16 protein-coding genes and 1 tRNA gene are annotated in these 22307 nt (G+C 47.0%); 4 read left to right on the forward strand and 13 right to left on the reverse strand.

Going from position 1 to position 22307, the window contains the following annotated elements; translation table 11 throughout:
- The first annotated feature begins 103 nt into the window (after nucleotides 1-103).
- From KTG12_RS05175 to dinB, 3 genes are read left to right on the forward strand one after another with little or no spacing between them, the layout of a single operon-like run.
- Nucleotides 104-1378: a DNA recombination protein RmuC gene (locus tag KTG12_RS05175; protein WP_122205716.1), complete on the forward strand. Its 1275-nt coding sequence runs from the start codon at nucleotides 104-106 to the stop codon at nucleotides 1376-1378.
- Complete coding sequence (locus tag KTG12_RS05180; protein ID WP_005641514.1) at nucleotides 1375-2958, forward strand: YfcC family protein; 1584 nt, start codon at nucleotides 1375-1377, stop codon at nucleotides 2956-2958. The genes KTG12_RS05175 and KTG12_RS05180 overlap by 4 nt, the downstream gene beginning before the upstream one ends.
- The gene (dinB, locus tag KTG12_RS05185) at nucleotides 2958-4052 is read left to right on the forward strand and encodes a DNA polymerase IV (protein WP_005641516.1); all 1095 of its coding nucleotides are present in this window, start codon (nucleotides 2958-2960) and stop codon (nucleotides 4050-4052) included. The genes KTG12_RS05180 and dinB overlap by 1 nt, the downstream gene beginning before the upstream one ends.
- Here the strand turns inward: dinB and speA are convergent.
- The 3 genes from speA to KTG12_RS05200 all read right to left on the reverse strand — a co-directional run bounded on the left by speA (nucleotide 4040) and on the right by KTG12_RS05200 (nucleotide 8866).
- Nucleotides 4040-5932 (reverse strand): biosynthetic arginine decarboxylase, encoded by a 1893-nt coding sequence (gene speA, locus KTG12_RS05190; protein ID WP_005641518.1) that lies wholly within the window; start codon nucleotides 5930-5932, stop codon nucleotides 4040-4042. The genes dinB and speA overlap by 13 nt on opposite strands.
- 401 nt (nucleotides 5933-6333) lie before the next feature.
- Nucleotides 6334-6407 (reverse strand) — tRNA-Arg (locus KTG12_RS05195).
- 110 nt (nucleotides 6408-6517) lie between these two features.
- A complete protein-coding gene (locus KTG12_RS05200; RefSeq protein WP_005641519.1) occupies nucleotides 6518-8866 on the reverse strand; it encodes a BamA/TamA family outer membrane protein in 2349 nt (782 codons plus the stop codon).
- Nucleotides 8867-9007: 141 nt separating this feature from the next.
- Between KTG12_RS05200 and KTG12_RS05205 the strand changes: the two genes are divergently transcribed.
- Nucleotides 9008-9778 carry an RNA methyltransferase gene (locus tag KTG12_RS05205; RefSeq protein WP_005641520.1) on the forward strand — a complete coding sequence of 257 codons (771 nt, stop codon included), beginning with the start codon at nucleotides 9008-9010 and terminating at the stop codon, nucleotides 9776-9778.
- On the opposite strand, the gene KTG12_RS05210 is transcribed toward KTG12_RS05205, so the two are convergent.
- The 10 genes from KTG12_RS05210 to KTG12_RS05255 all read right to left on the reverse strand — a co-directional run bounded on the left by KTG12_RS05210 (nucleotide 9698) and on the right by KTG12_RS05255 (nucleotide 22172).
- Nucleotides 9698-10132, reverse strand: a complete 435-nt coding sequence (locus KTG12_RS05210; protein ID WP_005651096.1) for a hypothetical protein — start codon at nucleotides 10130-10132, stop codon at nucleotides 9698-9700. The genes KTG12_RS05205 and KTG12_RS05210 overlap by 81 nt on opposite strands.
- Nucleotides 10133-10140: 8 nt before the next feature.
- Complete coding sequence (locus tag KTG12_RS05215; protein WP_005641521.1) at nucleotides 10141-10950, reverse strand: DUF4296 domain-containing protein; 810 nt, start codon at nucleotides 10948-10950, stop codon at nucleotides 10141-10143.
- An 8-nt stretch (nucleotides 10951-10958) separates the two neighbouring features.
- Nucleotides 10959-11573, reverse strand: a complete 615-nt coding sequence (locus tag KTG12_RS05220) for a lipoprotein signal peptidase (RefSeq protein ID WP_005641523.1) — start codon at nucleotides 11571-11573, stop codon at nucleotides 10959-10961.
- On the reverse strand, nucleotides 11574-11954 hold the full coding sequence (locus KTG12_RS05225) for a TraR/DksA C4-type zinc finger protein (RefSeq protein WP_005641525.1): 381 nt from the start codon (nucleotides 11952-11954) through the stop codon (nucleotides 11574-11576).
- A 140-nt stretch (nucleotides 11955-12094) separates the two neighbouring features.
- Nucleotides 12095-15520, reverse strand: a complete 3426-nt coding sequence (gene ileS / locus KTG12_RS05230) for an isoleucine--tRNA ligase (protein WP_022322767.1) — start codon at nucleotides 15518-15520, stop codon at nucleotides 12095-12097.
- Between the two features lie 85 nt (nucleotides 15521-15605).
- The gene (locus KTG12_RS05235) at nucleotides 15606-16586 is read right to left on the reverse strand and encodes a DUF3810 domain-containing protein (RefSeq protein ID WP_371745253.1); all 981 of its coding nucleotides are present in this window, start codon (nucleotides 16584-16586) and stop codon (nucleotides 15606-15608) included.
- Nucleotides 16587-16639: 53 nt separating this feature from the next.
- On the reverse strand, nucleotides 16640-20335 hold the full coding sequence (metH, locus tag KTG12_RS05240; protein ID WP_216945413.1) for a methionine synthase: 3696 nt from the start codon (nucleotides 20333-20335) through the stop codon (nucleotides 16640-16642).
- Nucleotides 20336-20344: 9 nt separating this feature from the next.
- Nucleotides 20345-20806 (reverse strand): SsrA-binding protein, encoded by a 462-nt coding sequence (smpB, locus tag KTG12_RS05245; RefSeq protein WP_005641532.1) that lies wholly within the window; start codon nucleotides 20804-20806, stop codon nucleotides 20345-20347.
- Between the two features lie 12 nt (nucleotides 20807-20818).
- Nucleotides 20819-21385, reverse strand: coding sequence for a YIP1 family protein (locus tag KTG12_RS05250; protein ID WP_005641535.1), 567 nt, complete (start codon nucleotides 21383-21385; stop codon nucleotides 20819-20821).
- Between the two features lie 31 nt (nucleotides 21386-21416).
- Entirely contained in the window at nucleotides 21417-22172 is a 756-nt protein-coding gene (locus tag KTG12_RS05255; protein WP_036724676.1) for a hypothetical protein, read from the reverse strand.
- Nucleotides 22173-22307: the final 135 nt, after the last annotated feature.

A 22307-nucleotide genomic window follows, 5' to 3' on the forward strand; every position in this document is an offset into this window, starting at 1 on the left:
TATAACTTAAACAAAGGAATCTGAATAATGTTTTTCCTTTTAACTCTTTTTAATTACTGCTCTCGATAACTCTTTTTCTATCTTTGACCCAAAATAGAAAGAAATGGATGGGTTGATTATTTGCTTACTTGTTGTAATCATTGCTTTACAGGTCTTTTTCCGCCCCCGGAAAGACCATTCGGACATCGCAGGCGAATTGAAACGGCTGCTCGACGAAATGCAACGTTCATTTGAACGTATCGAAAAAAACTTTCGGGAAGATTTTCGTCTGAACCGGGAAGAAGGCCGCATCGTCGCCAGGGATAACCGGGAAGAACTGACGCGCTCCATGAACGAATTCCGGGATGCTTTCGACCGGGGGATCACTTCCTTCAATGCCCTGCAACGGGAAAAGTTTGCCAATCTGGACGAACAGCAACGCCTGCTTGTCGCCAACACGGAAAAACGGTTGGAAGAAATCCGCCTGACCGTAGACGAGAAATTGCAAAAGACACTGAATGACCGGATCGGCCAATCATTCCGGCTTGTGACGGAACAACTGGAAAGCGTACAGAAAGGACTTGGAGAAATGCAAACGCTGGCACAAGACGTAGGTGGTTTGAAACGTGTCCTCAGCAATGTGAAGACACGCGGCAACATCGGGGAAATCCAATTAAGCATGCTTCTCGAACAAATCCTGGCGCCGGAGCAATACGAGGCGAATGTGCACACCCGCAAAGGATCGGATGCCGTCGTGGAGTTTGCCGTCAAACTTCCGGGGCGTGACGATGTCCGCGAATTCGTCTATCTGCCGATAGATGCAAAATTTCCCAAAGACGTCTACGAACAGCTGCTCGATGCATACGATCATGCCGACACACAGGCTATAGAAGCAGCCGGAAAGCTATTGGAAACAACTATTAAAAAGATGGCAAAGGATATTTCCGACAAGTATCTGGCTCCCCCCGCCACCACCGACTTCGGCATCATGTTCCTGCCTTTCGAAGGAATCTATGCGGAGGTCGTACGCCGTTCTTCCCTGCTGGAAGAACTACAGCGCAACTATAAAGTAGTCGTCACCGGTCCGACAACGCTTGCCGCCATCCTGAACAGCCTGCAAATGGGATTCCGCACGCTCGCTATCCAGAAACACTCCGGCGAGGTATGGACCATCTTGGGGGCGGTAAAGAAAGAATTCGAGAAGGTAGGCGGCATGCTGGAAAAAGCACAGAAGAACTTGCAGACGGCCAGCGGACAGATCGAAGAGGTATTAGGGACACGCACACGCGTGATCCAGCGCAAACTGAAAGATGTAGACACCCTCAGCGACAGGGAGGCACGTGCCATCCTTCCCGAAATAGGTCCATTAACGGATGAAGAAAACGAAAACGGATTATGAAAAAGAGACAGATTCCACATACATACGCCATCATATTTTATATCATTCTTTTCTGTGCCGCCCTCACCTGGATCATTCCGGGCGGACAATACAAAGAGAGTATCAATGCCGCCGGAGAAAAAACGGTTGTCTACGAAGCGGTAGAACATGTTCCGCAAACTTGGCAGGTGTTCTCGGCTTTTTACAAAGGATTTGTCGACAAGGCAGATATCATCGTCTTCATCCTGATTATCGGAGGGGCGTTCTGGATCGTCAACGACAGTAAGGCTTTCGATATCGGAACCGTCAGTTTCCTCGGCCGCGCCCGTAAAATGGAGAACAACCGTTTCCTGCGCAAGATCGGAGTGGAGAATTTCTTACTGACATCCATCATGCTACTATTCAGCATATTCGGGGCCGTCTTCGGGATGAGTGAAGAGACCATCGCATTTTGCCTGGTGCTTGTCCCGATGGCTATCTCGATGGGGTATGACTCCATTACAGGCGTTTGCATGGTCTTTGTCGCCGCCGGATTAGGATTTGCCGGTGCGATACTGAACCCATTTACAATCGGCATTGCGCAAGGGCTGGCCGGTATTCCGCTCTTTTCCGGAATCGAATACCGGATATTTTGCTGGATTGTCATCAATATGATCGGTTTCTCCTGGATACTGCGTTATGCTGCTAAAGTAAAGAAAAACCCGAAAGCTTCGTTAGTCTACGAAGAAGATCAGTATTGGCGGGACCTACACAATAACAACTCGCTGGATGTAAGCTATCATACGCCACGTACCGCCTGGATCAGTTTTGGCACATTGGCAGTCATACAAATCATTTTCGCAGCTTATTATCCTGCAACAACTTTACAAATCGGGAACAGCGTTATCAAAGGACTGCCTCTCCTCCCCATTCTAACAGCTGCTTTTATCTTGACTTCCCTGTTCGCCCTACGCAAGACAGTCCATCTTTATATCCTGAACCTCCTCTTCTTCACGATTTTTTATCTGATAACGGGAGTGATGGGATATGGCTGGTATATCATGGAGATAGCCACCCTGTTCTTCGCCCTCGGACTGGCAGCCGGCATCGCCAACAACCGGACTCCCAACGAACTGGTCAAACTGTTTCTGGACGGATGCAAGGACATTATGAGCGCAGCTTTGGTAGTCGGCCTTGCAGGCGGTATTATCGTGATACTGAAAGAAGGGCTTGTCATCGACACCATTCTCTACAACTTGGCGAAAGGGATGGAAGGGCTCGGACAAGTGGCGACCGTCGGCATGATGTACGTGATCCAGACCTTGATCAACCTGATCATTCCTTCCGGAAGTGCCAAAGCAGCCCTGACCATGCCGATCATGGCTCCTTTCTCCGACTTGATCGGATTGTCAAAGCAAGCGACTGTGATGGCCTTCCAGTTCGGAGACGGATTCACCAATATGATCACCCCGACATCGGGAGTGTTGATCGCCGTTCTGGGTGTCAGCCGTATCCCCTACGATAAATGGTTTCGCTGGGCATGGAAATTCATATTGCTTCTGGTAATAGTCGGATTCCTGTTACTCATACCGACAGTATTGGTTCCGATGAACGGATTTTAATGGAACGGAAGATCATACATATCGACATGGACGCATTCTACGCTTCTGTGGAACAGCGGGATAATCCGGAACTTCGCGGAATTCCGCTTGCAGTCGGCCACGCGGAGGAACGGGGTGTCGTAGCGGCAGCAAGCTACGAAGCCCGGAAGTTCGGCGTACGCTCCGCCATGTCGTCACAAAGGGCTAAACGCCTATGCCCTCAGCTCACATTTGTTTCCGGACGGATGGATGTCTATAAAGCGGTGTCCCGCCAGATACACGAAATCTTCCACGAATATACGGACATTGTCGAGCCACTTTCACTGGACGAGGCGTTTCTGGATGTTACCGAGAATAAACAAAACATCCCGCTTGCCGTCGACATAGCCAAAGCAATCAAGCAAAAAATCCGGGAGGAGCTGCATCTGATTGCCTCGGCTGGGGTATCGTATAATAAGTTTTTGGCTAAAATCGCCTCTGACTACCGCAAGCCGGACGGACTGTGCACCATCCATCCGTCCCAGGCGGAAGAATTCATCAAACGTCTGCCGATCGAATCCTTCTGGGGGATCGGTCCGGTCACCGCCCAACGAATGCACTCATTAGGCATCCATAACGGAGAACAGTTGAGAGCTTGTTCACAAGAAATGCTCACCCGACAATTCGGAAAAGCAGGAATTTTATATTATGAATTTTCAAGAGGGATAGACTTACGCCCTGTCGAAGCCGTCCGAATCCGCAAATCCGTAGGCTGTGAACATACGCTTGAAAAAGACATTTCGCAGCAATCGTCCGTTATCATCGAATTATATCATGTTGCGACCGAACTGATCGAACGGCTGCAACGAACCGGTTTCAAAGGAAATACCCTTACTTTAAAAATTAAATTCCATGATTTCAACCAAAAGACAAGAAGCATCACCCAAAGCCACGAACTGACGACTTTAGCCGAAATACTACCTTTAGCCAAAGGACTGTTGAAAGACATCGAATATACGACTCACCCGATTCGCCTGATCGGGCTTTCGGTCTCCAATCCTTACGAGAAGAACGAAGAGAAAGCCCGCTGGGAACAACTAAGTTTTGAATTCAGCGACTGGGATTACTCTAAATAAGTATATCCATACAAGCCGGAACGATAGTTGGAAAGGAACTCTTTACCTTCTTCAACCGAAATCTTACCTTCCTTTACAGACTTAGTCACCCAAGTTTCCAGTGTCCTCACCAACTTTTTAGGATTATACTGGACATAATCAAGCACTTCGGCAACCGTTTCCCCGTCGATGACTTGCTCGATATTGTAACCTTTTTCATCTACCGTTACATGCACTGCATTCGTATCACCGAAAAGATTGTGCATATCTCCCAGAATTTCCTGATAGGCCCCAACCAGAAAGACACCGATATAATAAGCATCTTTTCCTTTCAGCGAATGTACCGGCAGATCATGGGAAACATTGCGTGTCGAAATAAAGTTGGCAATCTTGCCATCCGAGTCGCAGGTTATGTCCTGCAAAGTCGCCGTCCGGTCCGGACGTTCATCCAACCGCTGGATAGGCATGATCGGGAAAATCTGATCGATCGCCCAAGAGTCAGGCAAGGACTGGAAAAGCGAGAAATTACAGAAATACTTATCAGCCAATAGTTTGTCCAGTTTTCTAAACTCATCCGGTGCATGTTTCAACCCAGAAGCAATTTGGCTGATTTCGCGCGTCACAGACCAATACAAGCGTTCGATTTGGGCACGGGTCTTCAAATCGACAATACCATGACTGAACAAATCCAACGCTTCCTCGCGTATCTGCTGCGCATCGTGCCAGGCTTCCAGCATACGGCTTTGGTTCAGCTTATCCCAAATCTCATACAGTTCATGCACAAGCTCGTGATCAGATTCGCTCACCTCGAAGTCTTCATCCATTTCGGGAAGCGTAGCTGTTTCCAGCACTTCAAATATCAAAACGGAATGATGGGCAGTCAACGAACGCCCGCTTTCCGTTATGATGTTCGGATGCGGGATACCGTTCTTGTCACTGGCATCGACCATTGTAGAAATAGAGTCGTTTACATATTCCTGGATGGAATAATTGACGCTGCTCTCGCTATTGGAAGAACGAGTACCATCATAATCGACTCCCAGTCCGCCACCAATATCCACAAACTCGATATTGAAGCCCATCGCATGCAGTTGTACATAAAATTGTGATGCTTCGCGCAAAGCCGTTTTAATACGGCGTATCTTGGTCACCTGACTGCCAATGTGGAAATGAATCAGCTTCAGACAATCTGTCAAATCTTTCTTTTCCAGAAAATCAAGTGCTTCCAGCAATTCGCTGGACGTCAAGCCGAACTTGCTGGCATCGCCACCGCTCTCTTCCCATTTACCACTGCCGGAAGATGCCAGTTTAATACGGATGCCGATATTCGGACGGACATTCAACTGCTTGGCCATCTTGGCGATCAAAGTCAGTTCGTTGATCTTTTCGACAACCAGAAAAATGCGTTTACCCATTTTCTGTGCCAGCAAAGCTAGTTCGATATAACTCTCATCCTTGTAACCGTTGCAGATAATCAAAGAATCCGAATCTGTATTGACCGCAATCACCGCATGGAGTTCCGGCTTTGAACCGGCTTCCAACCCTAAGTTGAACTTCTTGCCATGACCGATAATCTCTTCCACTACCGGACGCATCTGATTTACTTTAATCGGATAGATAATGAAATTCTGCGCCTTATAACCATATTCATCAGAAGCCTGCTTGAAACAGTTCGCGATCTTTTCAATACGGTTATCCAGAATATCTGGGAAACGGATCAGTACAGGAGCCTCCACATCCCGTAATTGCAGTTCGTCGACCAGCTCTCTCAGATCTACACCGGCGCCGTCTTTACGAGGAGTTACCACTACATGACCTTTGTCATTGATACCAAAGTACGAAGTCCCCCAACCTGTGATGTTGTAGAGTTCTTCTGAGTCTTCAATACGCCATTTTCTCATTTCTTCTTCAGTGCAAAAAATACATTTTTGTATTTGGAATAAATAAATAGATATCGTTCAGACGTTACAAGTCAATATATTTATCGACAAGCTTATCTATCAAAAAGGTTGTAAATATAAGCAATAGATATATAATTATAGCAGATTTGATCAAGAAAAACATCTTAACAGGGATAATCGTTCCGTTTCAACCCGCAAACGGCTATTTTCTATCACCTTATTTGACTAGGTATCGACCTGACCGATTGTTCAATAACTTAAATCTCTACGAAACAGTTTTCACTGCCATTGCCTGTGCGAGACATATGTCCGGTAAAAAGTAATCCATACAAAACACAACTGAGTATACAAAAAAATACCCGGTAAATGTTTAATCTACCAGGTATTTTTTTCAAATCATGTGATTCCGGAGCGATTCGAACGCTCGACCCACGCCTTAGAAGGGCGTTGCTCTATCCAGCTGAGCTACGGAACCATCCTTATTTGCGGTGCAAAGGTAGTAATATTATTTTAACAAGCAAATATTTTTGTTATTTTTCCTCCTAAATTCATATGTAGTCGAACTACATAAAGAAGGAAATAAAATCAGAACGGATATCCCACCGCAAAATGCCACGCGAAGTTACTGCCAAAGTTCGGATGCAGGATAGCCCATTTCCTTCTGCCACTTTCCTGCGGGTTATAGGCTTTCATACCGGTATCGAAACGGATCAGGAAGAAATCGAAATCGAGGCGGAGACCTAATCCATAAGAGACGGCAATCTCTTTGTAGAAACGGGAAAAATCGAAGTTACCGTTCGGACGGCTCTCATCCTTATGGAAAGTCCAGATATTACCGGCATCAATAAAGGCCGCCATCTCGAATTTCCAAAATAGTTTCGTTCGGTATTCCAAATTCAGATCCAGACGGATATCACCGATCTGCTGGGCAAAGGACTTGACCGAATCGAGCGGCATGCTACCGGGACCGAGCGAACGTACGGACCAACCGCGGACACTATTTGCACCTCCAGAGAAATAGCTGCGTTCGAACGGTAGCATCTTCGAGTTACCATACGGATAACCGACTCCGATACCAATGTGGAAAGCCAACTTGTTACGATTGTCCAACACGATACTTTTACTGAAATCTATATCCCCTTTCACAAACTGGGCATAATTAATCCCAAACAATTTATAGCGCCCTTCGTCATCCTTATCCGCACCAGTCAGACGGGAAAGCCCATACAGCAAGTTGCCTGCCATCTCGAAGGAGAAGCGAACGGAATGCGTATTCCTCAAACGATTCTGAGGATCATAATTATTAAAAGAATAGGTATAACCGGAACCGACAATAAACTGGTCGGTAAAATTGTAAAGCAAAGTAGATTCAGGCAACGAATCTTTAAACGACTGACTTATCTTCGGCAAGTGCACATAGTCAATGTCCAACAACTTGAACACATGGCGCGCCTGCATATTGCTCCGCTCCTGCCAGATATAATTCCATCCTGCAGAGACGATGGCTCTTTTGAATTCCGGACGTGTTTGTATGCTGTAGTTCACCTTCAGTTCGGTCGTTGCACGAATCTTACGACGGAAATTTTCATGCAAGAAGGGGAACAGGAAACGGGGAAACAAAACAGATGCTTCCGCACCGAATTCCCAAAAGTTGTTTCCTTCCGACTGGCTGCCGGTCAACGCCTCGTATGCACCGCGTACTTTAGCAGAAAAAACCTCCGAGCCCTTGAACAAGTTTCGGTGCTGATAACTCAAACTGGAAGCAAATCCAAAATCCCCTGCCGAATTCGTCCCTTCCAGATCGACCCCAAAACCTTGCAGTTTTGCGGGAGAAGTCAAGATCGTACAATTAAGCTTCATCGTGTCGTTCTCTTCGACCTCCGAAAAACGGATATTTACATTACGCAAAGCACGCAGCGTGGCAAACGAAGAATAGGTCTGCTCCACCGTCCGCTCGTTATACAAGCGTCCCGGCATGATATAATTGCTCTTGCGCAAGACTCCCGGACGGATACTTCTGCCGTTCTTGCCGTATAGGATATCAATACCGTCAGTTCGAACCGTATCGTAAGGCATAGCGTTGTTTTCCTCTAACGTCAACGGGTCATAATCGGTCACAATCGAAACGTCTTTAATGTAATACTGACGATGTAACGTGTCGACCACCGTCCCGTCAGGCTTCTGCAAACGGTACGGTTTCAGAAGCATATCCAAATCTACGATATTCCGATTCAAAGAGCTATCGGCAATATAAGACAGGTAATCCCGGTTGAAAGCATAATAACCACGCCGACGAAGCAAAGTCGTAATGCGTTGCCTCTCCTTGTCCAGCACATCGCGGTCAAACAAGGCACTGTCTTTTATCAGAGAAGTATAATCGTCGGAATAAGTACGAAAAGCCGAAGCCAGCACGGAACGGTGAGGCGGTTTGAGCTTAGCAATGCTATCGATCTTAGGATCGCTCAAATCCATCGAATAATTATGAATCCGGTAAGGAGTGTTAGGGACGATCCTATAGGTCACGACAGCCTTTTTGACTCGTGAAGTATCAATAGAAGCCGAGACTTCGGCATTCATATATCCTTTATTGATAAAGAAACGTTTCAACTCGTCAACCGACTGCGTTACCAGCGTCGTATCCAGAATGACGGGAGCCTCTCCCATCCGGCGAAGCTGTTTATTGATCCATTTCTTCTCGTTCCGGCCCGACCAATCATACACGAACAACTGCCATTTCATCAGCCCGAATGCTTTAAAGTTGGGTTGCTGGCGCAAATAAGGCTTCAAATCGCTGTTTTTATAAGTCTTGCCATCCGACACAATCTCCACTTTGTCCAACAGGTATTCTCCTTCGCCTACATATTTTGTCGAGCTACAGGAGATTAACAACAATAGGAAACAAATGAAATATAGTGTTTGGATTCCCTTCATCATTCAAGTTTTTACGCACGCAAATGTAAAAATAAAATGTGGTTTATGATTTATGATTTATGATTTATCAACGACACATAAATCACAAATCATAAATCATAAATCGTAAAAACCAATTACCTTTGCCGCATAAAAAGAGTAAAGATGCTAAGCAAGGGGAAAGTAAAGTACATCCATTCATTGGAAATGAAGAAATATCGGAACGAACTGAATGCATTCGTTGCCGAAGGAAACAAACTGGTTGCCGACATGATGTTTGCTTTCGAATGCGAACTGATTCTCGCCAAACCATCCTGGATGGCGATGCAGGGAAACATCCCGGCGAAAGAACTATTGGAAGCGGAAGGGGATGACATCCGTAAAGCCAGTTTCTTGAAAAACCCGCAGGATGTACTTGCCGTGTTCAAGCGCCCGGACTGGTCGCTCGACGAAGCCGATCCTTCTACCTCGCTCGTTTTAGCTTTAGACGGCATACAGGACCCTGGAAATCTCGGAACCATCATACGCCTTGCCGACTGGTTCGGCATCGAACATATCGTTTGCAGCCCCGACACCGCAGATGTCTTCAGTCCGAAGACTGTGCAGGCCACAATGGGCGCACTGGCACATGTAAAAGTCCATTACACGGAACTGGAAGACTACCTGAAAGCCCAGGCGGCAAGACAAATTCCGTTGTTCGGTACATTCCTCGACGGAGAAAACATGTACACAAAGGAATTGTCGGCAAACGGAATCATCGTGATGGGGAACGAAGGGAACGGAATACGTCCGCAAATAGAAAAGTTGATTAATCAAAAACTTTATATTCCAAGCTTTCCACCCGAAAGAGAAACATCAGAGTCTTTGAATGTAGCCATCGCTACGGCTGTCATCTGCGCCGAATTTCGCCGTTGCCAGGGGAATGCCGCCCAATAACAGCACACAAACAGGCGAACCCGCTTCAGCAATACCTGTAAAACCTTGACGTTCCAAGGCATCTGCCAACTGTTCTCCCGGCAGCATGTCAAAAGTGCCCTGTTCCCGCGCTTGACTCGGAATTACAAAAGATGTGTCAGAATAAGAATCCTGATGACACCGCTTGTTCTCCTGCACCCCTGCGTCAAGCGCGGGAATAGGTACAAGGATCAAGATGCCGTCATAGAACTCCGTACCCGCAATTTCCCCTTCCAAAGGGAAAATTCCGGCCAATACGCCGTTATCATTCAACTCGACATAGTGCAGCCGGTAGAACTGTCTCCAATAGATATAATGGGAAGCGATCCGGCGCATAACACTTTTTATTCCGCTGTGGATATTTTTACGGCAGACGAATCTTTTGCCATATCGGTCAGACGACCGTAATTATATTTCATAAGGTTCAGGCTGTCCAAATAAACTTTGTAGTAGGAAGAATCGGCATTGTTCATAAAGATATAACCGTACACACGTTTGACCTGTTTAGTCGGAACTGTCTTCAAAACGGTTTCATGATAACCATCACGAAGCACCTTGTCATTGACAGTCACGATCGTATCGCCCTGATCAGCACTTATGCGTATTTCCGGTTTATAGACCATCCCTTTATTGATACCCCAGACATTCATCCCCAACACAAACGTGCTGCCGGACGAATAGTTCGTTTCCGGTTTGATGTCGAACGTCACACCGTTAAACAGAGCATCGGGCTCCAACCTTAAAGAGGTGCGACGAGGCCAGATATCCACCGAATCCTGTTTGGAAACAGGTGCAGCCAAAGCCTGTACGTCGCCTAACGCTTTCTGCCGTTTATTCAAATCGGCCAGCACACGGTCATACACCTTCATATAAATATCCAGATGCCGTCCATACCAAATGAGCGAACTGTCGTACTCGGCTTGTGTGATATCGTATTTGCGGAAGATGGACTGATATAGAGCCTCCTTACGGGCATTATCGGAAAACGCCTTGCTGTCCAGGTTAATCATAGCTTCTGCCAATTGCATATCCACCTGTACAGCTTGCATTTTCTTTTCCGAAAGAATGTCATCCGGTACTTTGCTACAGGCAACCAACCAGGTTGCCAGCAACAAAACGACATTATATCTATATCTATGCAGCCTGTTCCGCATCAATTCTTTTATTTTTCTTTTGAGAGACTTGTCGACAATGTATGACGGTAGAACAGCAACAACAAAAAGACGCCTACGCAAATCGCCGAATCGGCCAAGTTAAAGATCGGACGGAAAAAGATGAACTCCTCTCCTCCCCACACCGGAATCCATTCGGGCAACACCGTCTGTATCAAAGGAAAATAGAACATATCGACCACTTTCCCGTGCAACCAACTGGCATAGCCTCCACCCTCCGGCATAAATGAGGCTACCTGTCCAAAACTATGATCGAACACCACCCCATAGAATATAGAGTCGATGATGTTCCCAATAGCCCCTGCAAAGATCAACGAGATACAGGCGATAAAGCCAAAGGCATAATTCTGTTTCACCAGCTTATACAGGTAATAACCGATAAAGCCGACAGCTATAATACGGAATACCGATAAAAACAACTTACCGATCACTTCTATCCCGAAAGCCATTCCCGGATTCTCGGTGAAGTACAAATAAAACCACGGAGTAATTTCGATACTCTCATGCAGCTGCATGTGAGTTTTAATCCATATTTTAAGAGCCTGGTCAAGAATAAGGAGCAGCATCACAATCAACGCTGCTCCCCAACCTTTGGAATATCTCATTTACTTGGCACCTCCCTGTTTAGCTTCGATACTCAACGTAGCGTGAGGTACTGCACGTAATCTTTCTTTCGGGATCAATTTACCGGTCTCGCGGCAAATACCGTATGTCTTATTCTCAATCCGGATCAATGCCGCCTGCAAGTTCTGGATAAACTTCATCTGGCGTTGTGCCAAACGACCGGCCTCTTCCTTCGATAAAGTCGCAGCACCTTCCTCCAATACTTTAAACGTAGGAGATGTATCGGCGACATCATTGCCGTCAGAATTGGTGACACCGGATCTCAACAGGTCATAATCTTTTTTCGCCTTTTCCAGCTTTTCCAATATTATGGCGCGGAACTCCTCGAGTTCGGCATCCGAATATCTTGTCTTTTCTGCCATGGTTCATTTAAATTAATAATTAACAATCAAGAATGAATAATGAATAATTCAACAATGAGAAAGATTTCCTTTTCTCTTGCCCACAAATATAAGCAATTCTTCCATTGTTCATTATTAATTATTCATTATTCATTGAATATTTATGCTTTTTCGATCCGGACCGAAAGCTTGAAGTCTTCGAAATCCATCTCGGTCGCGTCGCTGATCACATCCGTAATTTCCACTGATACAGCCAACACCTGGTTTGCGATATAGGAATTGAAGTCCTTGATCGCCTCGTCCATCCCATCGTTCGAAAGGACAGTGACGGATATTTTGTCAGTAATGTCGTAACCGCTGCTCTTACGCAGGTTCTGGATACGGTTTACCAACTCACGCGCCAGCCCTTCCTTGCGGAGGTTTTCCGTCACGGTGATATCCAGCGCCACCGTCAAGCGGCCTTCGTTCGCAACCAACCAGCCCGGTATGTCTTCGGAGATGATTTCGACGTCTGCACGTTCGATCATCGCCTCCTGTCCTTCAACGGTCAGCGTGAATGTTCCGACTTTCTCGAACGCATTGATTTCGTCCTGGCTCATCGCCTGGATAGCGGCGGCCAATGCCTTCATGATCTTGCCGTAACGCGGGCCCAGCTTCTTGAAGTCCGGCTTGATCTTCTTCACCAAAATACCGGCGGCATTATCGACAAACTTCAGTTCCTTCACATTGACCTCGTTCAAGATCAGCGCTTTCACGGCTTCGATGCTTTCCTGCTGGTGAGCATCCACAACCGGGACCATGATGGTTTGAAGCGGCTGACGCACCTTGATGTTCACCTTACGGCGCAAAGCCAGCACCATAGAAGACACATCCTGAGCCATCTGCATACGTTCTTCCAGGTCCTTGTCGATCATTGCCTCATTGCAAACCGGGAATTCGGACAGGTGGACAGATTCAACCTTTTCGCGTCCGGTAGCGGCGATCAGGTCACAGAACAACCGGTCTGCATAGAACGGCGCGATCGGAGCCATCAACTTGGCGACCGTTTCCAGACAAGTGTACAAAGTCTGGTAAGCAGACAACTTGTCGGTCGTCATACCTCCACCCCAGAAACGGCGGCGGTTCAGGCGCACATACCAGTTACTCAGGTTATCGTTTACGAAATCAGAGATCGCACGTCCGGCACGGGTCGGTTCGTATGTATCCAGGAATCCATCCACATCCTTTACCAACGAATTCAGCAACGACAGAATCCAACGGTCGATTTCGGGACGTTCTTTCCAATCCACATCCGGTTCGGAATAATCGAAACCGTCCACATTCGCATACAAGGCGAAGAACGAATATGTATTATATAATGTACCGAAGAACTTGCGGCGAACTTCTTCGATACCGTCGATATCAAACTTGATGTTATCCCACGGAGAGGCATTCGTAATCATGTACCAGCGCAAAGGATCGGAACCGTACTGCTCAATCGTGGCGAACGGATCGACGGCATTACCCAGACGTTTGGACATTTTGTTGCCATTCTTGTCCAACACCAAACCGTTCGAAACGACGGCTTTATACGACACGCTATCGAATACCATCGTAGCAATCGCATGCAAAGTAAAGAACCATCCGCGTGTCTGGTCGACGCCTTCGGCGATGAAATCGGCCGGATAAACCTTGCGGTCGTCGAAGATTTCCTTGTTCTCGAACGGATAATGAATCTGAGCATAAGGCATCGCGCCGGAATCGAACCATACGTCGATCAGGTCGGTCTCGCGCTTCATCGGCTTACCGCTTTCGGAAACCAGAATCACATCATCCACATACGGACGGTGAAGGTCGATCTTTTCGTAGTTCTCCTTCGTATATTCGCCCGGCTGGAATTTCAATTCCTTATACGGGTTGGACTCCATCAGCCCGGCTTTTACGGATTTCTCAATTTCATTGTACAGTTCTTCAACCGAACCGATGCAGATTTCTTCCGCCCCGTCTTCGGTACGCCAGATAGGCAACGGCGTTCCCCAGTAGCGACTACGGCTCAAGTTCCAGTCCTGAAGATTTTCCAACCATTTGCCGAAACGTCCCGTGCCGGTGCTCTGCGGTTTCCAGTTGATCGTATTGTTCAGTTCAATCATCCGTTCGCGGCAAGCGGTCGTGCGGATAAACCAGCTATCCAGCGGATAGTACAACACAGGCTTGTCCGTACGCCAACAATGCGGATAGTTGTGCACATGCTTCTCGATGCGGAACACACGGTTCTGTGCTTTCAGCATCATGCAGATTTCGATATCCAGCGTTTCGTCTTTTTCTCCCTTTGTCGCATCGTAAGCGTTCTTCACGAACTTGCCCTGCCACGGATCATAGTCGGCAGCATTCATATGCTCCTGAACATACTCGGGATCGAGGTCTTCCAGCAGATAGAATTTACCTGTCATATCGACCATCGGACGGCGGTTCCCATCTTTGTCGATCATCATCAAAGGAGGTACGCCGCTTGCTTTTGCCACACGGTCGTCATCCGCACCGAAAGTCGGAGCGATATGTACGATACCCGTACCATCTTCCACCGTCACATAGTCGCCGGTGATTACCCGGAAAGCACCTTCTCCCGGATTGACCCACGGGATCAGCTGCTCGTAATGCATGCCGGCCAGTTCCGGTCCTTTCCATTCGCCGACCACTTTGAACGGCACCAGTTTATCGCCCAGTTTATAATCGGTCAGAGCCAGATCGGCGGCTTTCGGATTGAAATACACATTCAACAAGTCCTTAGCCAAAACAGCCGTCATCGGCATACCTGTATATGGATTATAGGTCTGAACAGCCACATAAGTGAAATTTGGACCCACACAAAGAGCCGTGTTGGAAGGCAAAGTCCACGGAGTAGTGGTCCATGCCAAGAAGAACGGTTCGCCAAATCCCGCCATCTCCGGTTTCGGATCGAGAATGCGGAACTGAGCCGTACAAGTCGTATCCTTCACGTCGCGATAACACCCCGGCTGGTTCAACTCATGCGAGCTAAGCCCCGTTCCGGCAGCCGGCGAATACGGCTGGATCGTGTACCCTTTGTAAAGCAATCCTTTCTTATACAGTTCCTTCAGCAGGTACCACAATGTTTCGATATAACGATTGTCGTAAGTGATATACGGGTTTTCAAGGTCGACCCAATATCCCATCTTCTGTGTCAGATCCGTCCATTCCTTCGTGAACTTCATCACGTCGCGGCGGCAGGCGGCATTATATTCGGCCACAGAGATCTTTTTGCCGATATCTTCTTTGGTGATACCCAATGTTTTTTCAACTCCCAGCTCTACTGGAAGTCCGTGTGTATCCCATCCCGCCTTACGGTTGACAAGATATCCTTTCATGGTCTTATAACGGCAGAAAATATCCTTAATCGAACGGGCAATCACATGGTGAATACCAGGCATACCGTTTGCAGAAGGAGGACCTTCATAAAAGACAAACGAGGGATGTCCTTCGCGGATTTCAAGACTCTTATGGAAGATGTCGCCATCCTGCCATTTCTTCAGCACCTCTTTATTGACGTTCGACAAGTCAAGTTTCGAGTATTCGGCAAATTTCTTACTCATATGCGTTATATTTATCTATCTTCTCAAAAATTGCCGCAAAGGTAGTGATTTAATTCGAATTAGGCAATATGGAAACAGCAAGGACTCAAATCTCTCCGGACGTATTTCCCAGCGCCATCAATAATGCCACCACTTCCGAATAATTCTTCCGGCCGGAGGAAATGTTGTTTCCTTTCAAGAACCAGTTGTAAACGGTACTCTGGATCTCGCCTATAAATGGGCTGTACAAATTCTCCCAGTAAGCGACTTTCCGGTTGTAAAGATCTTTTACCTCGGGGGAGATCGTCTCTTTCCATTCATTAAACTCCTCTTCCGACAATAAGCCGTAGGCATTGCTCAACACATAAGGCAACAAAGCAAAATAAGCCGAAAACCGGATTTCCGGCACTCCGGAACGGGAACAGACGAGAAAACCATACAAATTCGCTTCCGCCTCGCTGGATATTCCTAACACATGCGCCATTTCATGTGCATAAGTAAACGGATACTGGACCGGGAGCAGATCAGGGTTCAGATTATATTCGGTAAAAAACGGTCCCATATACCCCAATACCCCCACTCCACTCATCAAAAAGGGCATTAACATCGGCTTCGGATGCAAATACCCGGCAGGACTGACTAAAGAGAAACGCCCGGCAATTTCATGATATTCCTTTTTCACTTCCTCTGCGACGAGGGCCTTATCTATTTTTTCGACAGGCACAAAGGACGCATTCAACGAATCTGTATAAGTGGATAAGAACGAACGAAAAGCGTCGGCTGAATAAGCCGCATACGGGATTTCCGTCCGTGTAAAAAAGTCTTTCCTGAAATAATTCAATCCCCAAGCCAGATAAAACCAGACATATATCCACAACAAATATTCGATCATCCGTCCGGCTGTCGCCCGCCAGGAACGTTTCTTCACAATGGCATAAACCAGATAAGCAAGCAAACCGGCCATACTACCGTATATCAGGCAATCACCTATCGAAAAAGAAAATAGAGAAGAAAAACAGGACAAAGCACCCGATATATAAGGATATACATTCCGGGCATACGCCTCTCCCATATCCGGCGAACGCATGGCGCACCAGATACCGGCCAGAAGGAGAGACAAGACTATCCAGCGTATATATTTCAATTTGAAATGTTTTTATTCAATAACTTCTTCACTTCCGCTTCCGACAGATTCCGGCGACAGGCATAATCTTTCATCTGTTCTTCATCAATATTACCAATCATGAAATATTGGGAATCCGGATGTGCAATATAAATGCCGCTCACCGTCGCCGTCGGATACATAGCGCCGTTTTCCGTCAACCGGACACCGATCTGTGACATATTTAACAACTTATCCAACGTGTAGTTCAAAAGCTGGTCCGGCAATGAAGGATAACCGATAGCCGGACGTATTCCCTGATATTTCACTTTATACAGGTCGGAGATGGAAAGCGATTCATCCGGAGCATATCCCCAATATTCCTTACGGACCTTTTCATGGAGATATTCGGCCGTAGCCTCGGCCAAACGATCGGTCAAGGTTTGCAACAACATGGAATTATAGGTATCTCCCTCCTGCTCGAACCGTTCTTTCAGAGATTCGGCGCCGGTACCGGCCGTCACCACGAAAGCGCCGACATAATCCGTACGCCCTTCCGATACTGGCATCACATAATCGGCTAACGACTTATAGATTCCTTCCTCTTTTTTCGCCTGTTGACGCAAAACTGGAAGCAAGACTTCACCCACACGGATATTATCCCCATCACCATTTGCCGGGAAGAAACCATAAACCGCCTTGCAATACTCGGCTTTCATCTCAACCAAGCGATCCAACAACTTAACAGCATCCTTGTATAACTGCATAGCCTCCGACGCCTTCGTCCGGTCCGCTTCCGAGAATTCGGCCAGCCAGGCGGCACGACAAGCGTCACAGCCGTGGATCTGCGCAATTTCCGAGAAACGCCCATTCAGTTTCCAGGCACTAAAAAAGAAGGTCCAATGAATATATGGAATTATTTCTTCCAAAGGAATAGAAGGAATCACCTGTACCCCGTTCCGAGCCGGGACAACCGGGTTATAAGAAGCCCAATCGATCACCGGACGATTCGTCCGGGCTTCCGCCAACGGGACCAGTATCTCTTTTTTCTTATTCACAGAGGCACGCAGAGCTTCATACTCACTGTTCAGCTGGGCGATATAAGCATCGCGCGTATCCGGGTTCAACAGTTTGGCCGCAATCAACGGGTTTTGCGAGGCGTCCAGCACATGAATGACCGGATAGTCATAATGCGGAGCGATCTTAATGGCCGTATGCAACTTCGAAGTCGTGGCGCCGCCCACCATTATGGGAATGCTCAGGCCGGCTTTCTGCATCTCGTCCGTCACATGCACCATCTCTTCGAGCGAAGGCGTGATCAGACCGGAAAGACAGACCAGGTCGGGCTTTTCTTCAATTGCCTTTTTTACAATCACGTCTGCCGGAACCATCACTCCCAAATCGATCACCTCATAATTATTGCAAGCCAGGACGATCGAAACAATATTCTTTCCAATGTCATGCACGTCACCTTTCACTGTCGCAAACAGAACCTTTCCTGCCTTAGCAGAATCGGAAGAGACCTTTTCTGCCTCGATCGCCGGTTGCAAGATGGCGACTGCCTTTTTCATCGTACGGGCAGTCTTGACAACCTGCGGTAGGAACATTTTTCCAGCACCAAACAATTCGCCTACCTTATTCATCCCACCCATCAGCGGTCCGTCGATAATATCCACCGCACGCGGATATTCCTTCAAGGCTTCCTTTAAATCTTCTTCCAAATGATCGCCGACTCCTTTTATCAGAGCGTTTTCCAAACGTTCCTTCAACGGATATTCACGCCAGACTTCCTGCTTTTCACCTTCTCCCTCCTGCGCTTTTACATGCAGGTTCTGGGCATATGCAATCAGTTCTTCAGCTGCTTCCGGACGGCGTGCCAAAATGACGTCTTCCAGCAACATACGGAAAGCAGGTTCTATATCTTCATAGAGTACGGACGACGACGGGTTCACGATCCCCATGTCCATGCCTTTGTTAATCGCATGATACAGGAATACGGAATGCATGGCCTCCCGCACATAATTATTTCCACGGAAAGAGAAGGAAAGATTGCTGACACCGCCGCTCACCTTCGCCCCCGGCAGGTTCTTCTTGATCCATTCCACGGCACGGATAAAGTCAAGTCCGTACCCGTTATGTTCTTCCATACCGGTAGCGATAGCCAGCACATTCGGATCGAAAATAATTCCGTTCGGATCGAAATCGACTTTCTCCCGGAGGAGACGGTAAGCACGTCCGCAAACCTCGATCTTCCGTTCAAACGTGTCTGCCTGCCCCTTTTCATCAAAAGCCATTACGACCGTAGCTGCACCCAACTGTTTGATGCGAGCGGCATGTTGCAGGAAAACCTCTTCTCCTTCTTTCAAAGAAATCGAATTCACAATACTTTTACCCTGCACGCACATCAAACCTTTTTCGATCACCTCCCATTTAGAAGAGTCAATCATCACGGGAACACGGGAAATATCAGGTTCGGATGCGATCAAGTTCAAGAAAGTCGTCATCTCCTTCACGGCATCCAACATTCCGTCATCCATATTGATATCGATCACCTGCGCGCCGTCTTCCACCTGCTTGCGGGCAATTGTCAAAGCCTCTTCATAATTTTCTTCCTTGATCAAGCGCAAGAACTTACGTGAACCGGCCACATTACATCGTTCGCCGACATTCACGAAATTATTTTCCGGCTTTACTTCCAGCAACTCCAGACCGGACAACCAAAGACAATCGGGCCTCGGAGCCGGTACATGCGGCTTGGCCCCTTTCACCAGTTCGGGATATTTGGTAATATGGGCCGGCGTCGTACCACAACAGCCTCCCAATATATTCACCAGCCCTTCGTCAATAAAAGATTTTACATGAACAGCCATCTTTTCCGGCGTCTCATCATAGGAACCGAAACTGTTCGGCAGACCGGCGTTCGGATAAGCACTTATATAATAGGGAGCATGTTTTGCCAATTCAGCCAGAAAAGGCTTCATATCGGCAGCACCGAAAGAGCAGTTCAGACCGACACTAACAATATTGGTATGTTGCACGGAAGCCAAAAACGCAAGCAATGTCTGCCCCGAAAACGTACGTCCTCCCTGGGCAGATAACGTCATAGAAAGCATAATCGGTAAATCCTTGCCTTTTTCCTTCAACACAGCCTCGGCAGCTTCCAGTCCGGCTTTCACATTCAGCGTGTCGAAAGTCGTTTCAAACAAAACGATATCCACGCCCCCGTCTACCAAAGCGTCTACCTGTTCTTTATAGGCACTATACAAATCCAAGTAGGTGACAGCACGGTAAGCCGGATCGCTCACGTCAGGGCTCATCGAAGCAGTCTTATTAGTTGGGCCGACAGAACCAGCTACAAAGATCGTGCGATCCGGATGCTCCTTCATAAAGCCATCGGCCACCTCACGCGCCAATTTTCCGGCAGCCAAATTGATATTTCTCACCTGCCCTTGCATGCCGTAATCCTCCATCGAGATAGCATTTGCATTGAAAGTGTTGGTAGCAAAAATATCGGCACCGGCATCCAGATACTGACGGTGGATCGATTTGATCACATCCGGCCGGGTGATACATAACAGGTCGTTATTTCCTTTCAGGTCGCTCATCCAATCGGCAAACTGTTTTCCGCGATAATCTTTCTCGGTCAGTTTAAATCCCTGGACCATCGTACCCATTCCTCCGTCCAGAATCAAAATGCGTTCTTTCAGGAGATTCAAAAATATTTCTTTATCCATAAAGGTTCGTTACCGTTTAAATGCACGATCCATCTCCCGGCGGTCGTCCCGTTCCTTGATAGAGTCGCGTTTGTCATATTCCTTCTTACCTTTGGCAATAGCCACAACGACTTTGGCCAGTCCTTTATCATTAATAAAAAGACGTGTCGGAATAATTGTAAAGCCATTATTGCGGGCAGCGCTTTCAATCTTCCGCAATTCCTTTTTAGTCAGCAACAGCTTGCGGTCACGGCGAGCCGTATGGTTATTGTATGTCCCGTAGAAATATTCTGCCACATACATATTCTTCACCCACAATTCCCCCTTCTCCACAATACAAAACGTATCAACCAGACTCGCCTTTCCCAAGCGTATCGATTTGATCTCCGTACCGGTCAGCACGATCCCTGCCGTAAACGTGTCGAGCAACTCATAATCGAAAGTCGCCCGCTTGTTCTTTATCTGTATGTTATTACTAATCTTCTCTTTCATCTTATTCTCCTATCAAAAACGTAAACCGGGCATCAGCATGGAAAGAATTACCTCGATCAACCAGGGCGTCAGCAAAATCAGACCGGTCGCGGTCCCGACAAACTTCAGGCGTATCTTCTCCTCCACCTGCATATAAGGGCCGGCCCCTTCCCATACGATATAAAATGTATATAACACAAATATACGCAAAAAGAAAAACTCCGGAAGTAACATCAACACGATGTTCAATGCAAACATCAACGAAGACGAATAGCCGACAAAGCGTTGACACAGTTTCATATCCTTCTCCCGTTTGAACCATCCCTGCCAAATCTCATTCAGCAAATAGGAAGCCAGATAAAAGCCGCCGAACGCAGCGACTAATGTCCGGATAGACGACTTCAACGCCAGTTCGACATCAAACTCCTTCCGAGTGAACAGCACGCCTAAAAAAGCAGCAACCGTAACGAATCCGATGAGAGGATACACAAACCGGGATAAAAACTCATCGTCCTTTTCTTCTTTTCTCGTCAGAATATCCCACGCCTTTCCCGGCTGGGAGATGATGGCTACAACCAATTTAAATATCTCTTTATACATTTTTCAATACGCTCGTTTGCTATTTATCATTTTATTTGCCTTTTCCTGTCAAGTCTATTGTAAACACGTCGGAACTTTTCCAGTTTATCGATGCAGAATCCTTCCCGAACGAATATGCATAGTTAATCCGGAACTTCAGTTCATCCGAATGATTCTTTTCCGCCTTTTTCACCAGATCTTCGATATTGAACGCACAAGGAATAATCATCGCCTCGCCTCTTGTCGTGTCCGCCTTGATTCTGATCGTGCGGAGGTAGAGGCTATAAATATTATCGTCTCCCAACAATTTATCCGAATTATAGGACAAAGAGAAACTGTCCACTTGGTTTGCCGGGTGATTGCTTATCTCCGTGAACAGGAACAAATTGCCTCTGATATAAGCGGAACGCGCCTGGAGGGAAGAAAGCAACAGTTCGTCCTTTGCAACAATAGAGGTATCGGTCAACGTATTATAGAAGTTCCAACGATTAACCTCCGAGATCGTATTTTCATAAATAATAGCCTCGGTATAACTGGTATCCGTCCCTGCCCCCATATTGTTTGCGACCCCGTAATCGATGGAATAATCAAACAAAATACATTCTCCGTTTTCCACATTGGCATTCTGGAAGTCTTCCGAAGAGACCACTACGTCCCCCTTGGTATAAATAGCCTTACCAGGTCCGTAACCGGTCACCACTACCCCTGCCTGGTTTGCCATCGTCAATTGGGTGGCCGGGTCTCCCAAACAAGAATTCAACACAACCAAACAAAAGGCCAAAACGCCATATAATACTGTTTTTCTCATTTCCATATACAAATTTGAAGTCGTATTTATCTTCCTCTCTTTATGGAGGAAACGCACAAAGGTACGAAAAAAAGGTTTATACGACAAAAGCCGGAAGATTAATCACACTCATAAAAGGAAAGCATGAATCGAGGC

Origin of the sequence: Parabacteroides sp. MSK.9.14, from assembly GCF_019041495.1 — a bacterium.
Classification (GTDB): domain Bacteria; phylum Bacteroidota; class Bacteroidia; order Bacteroidales; family Tannerellaceae; genus Parabacteroides; species Parabacteroides merdae.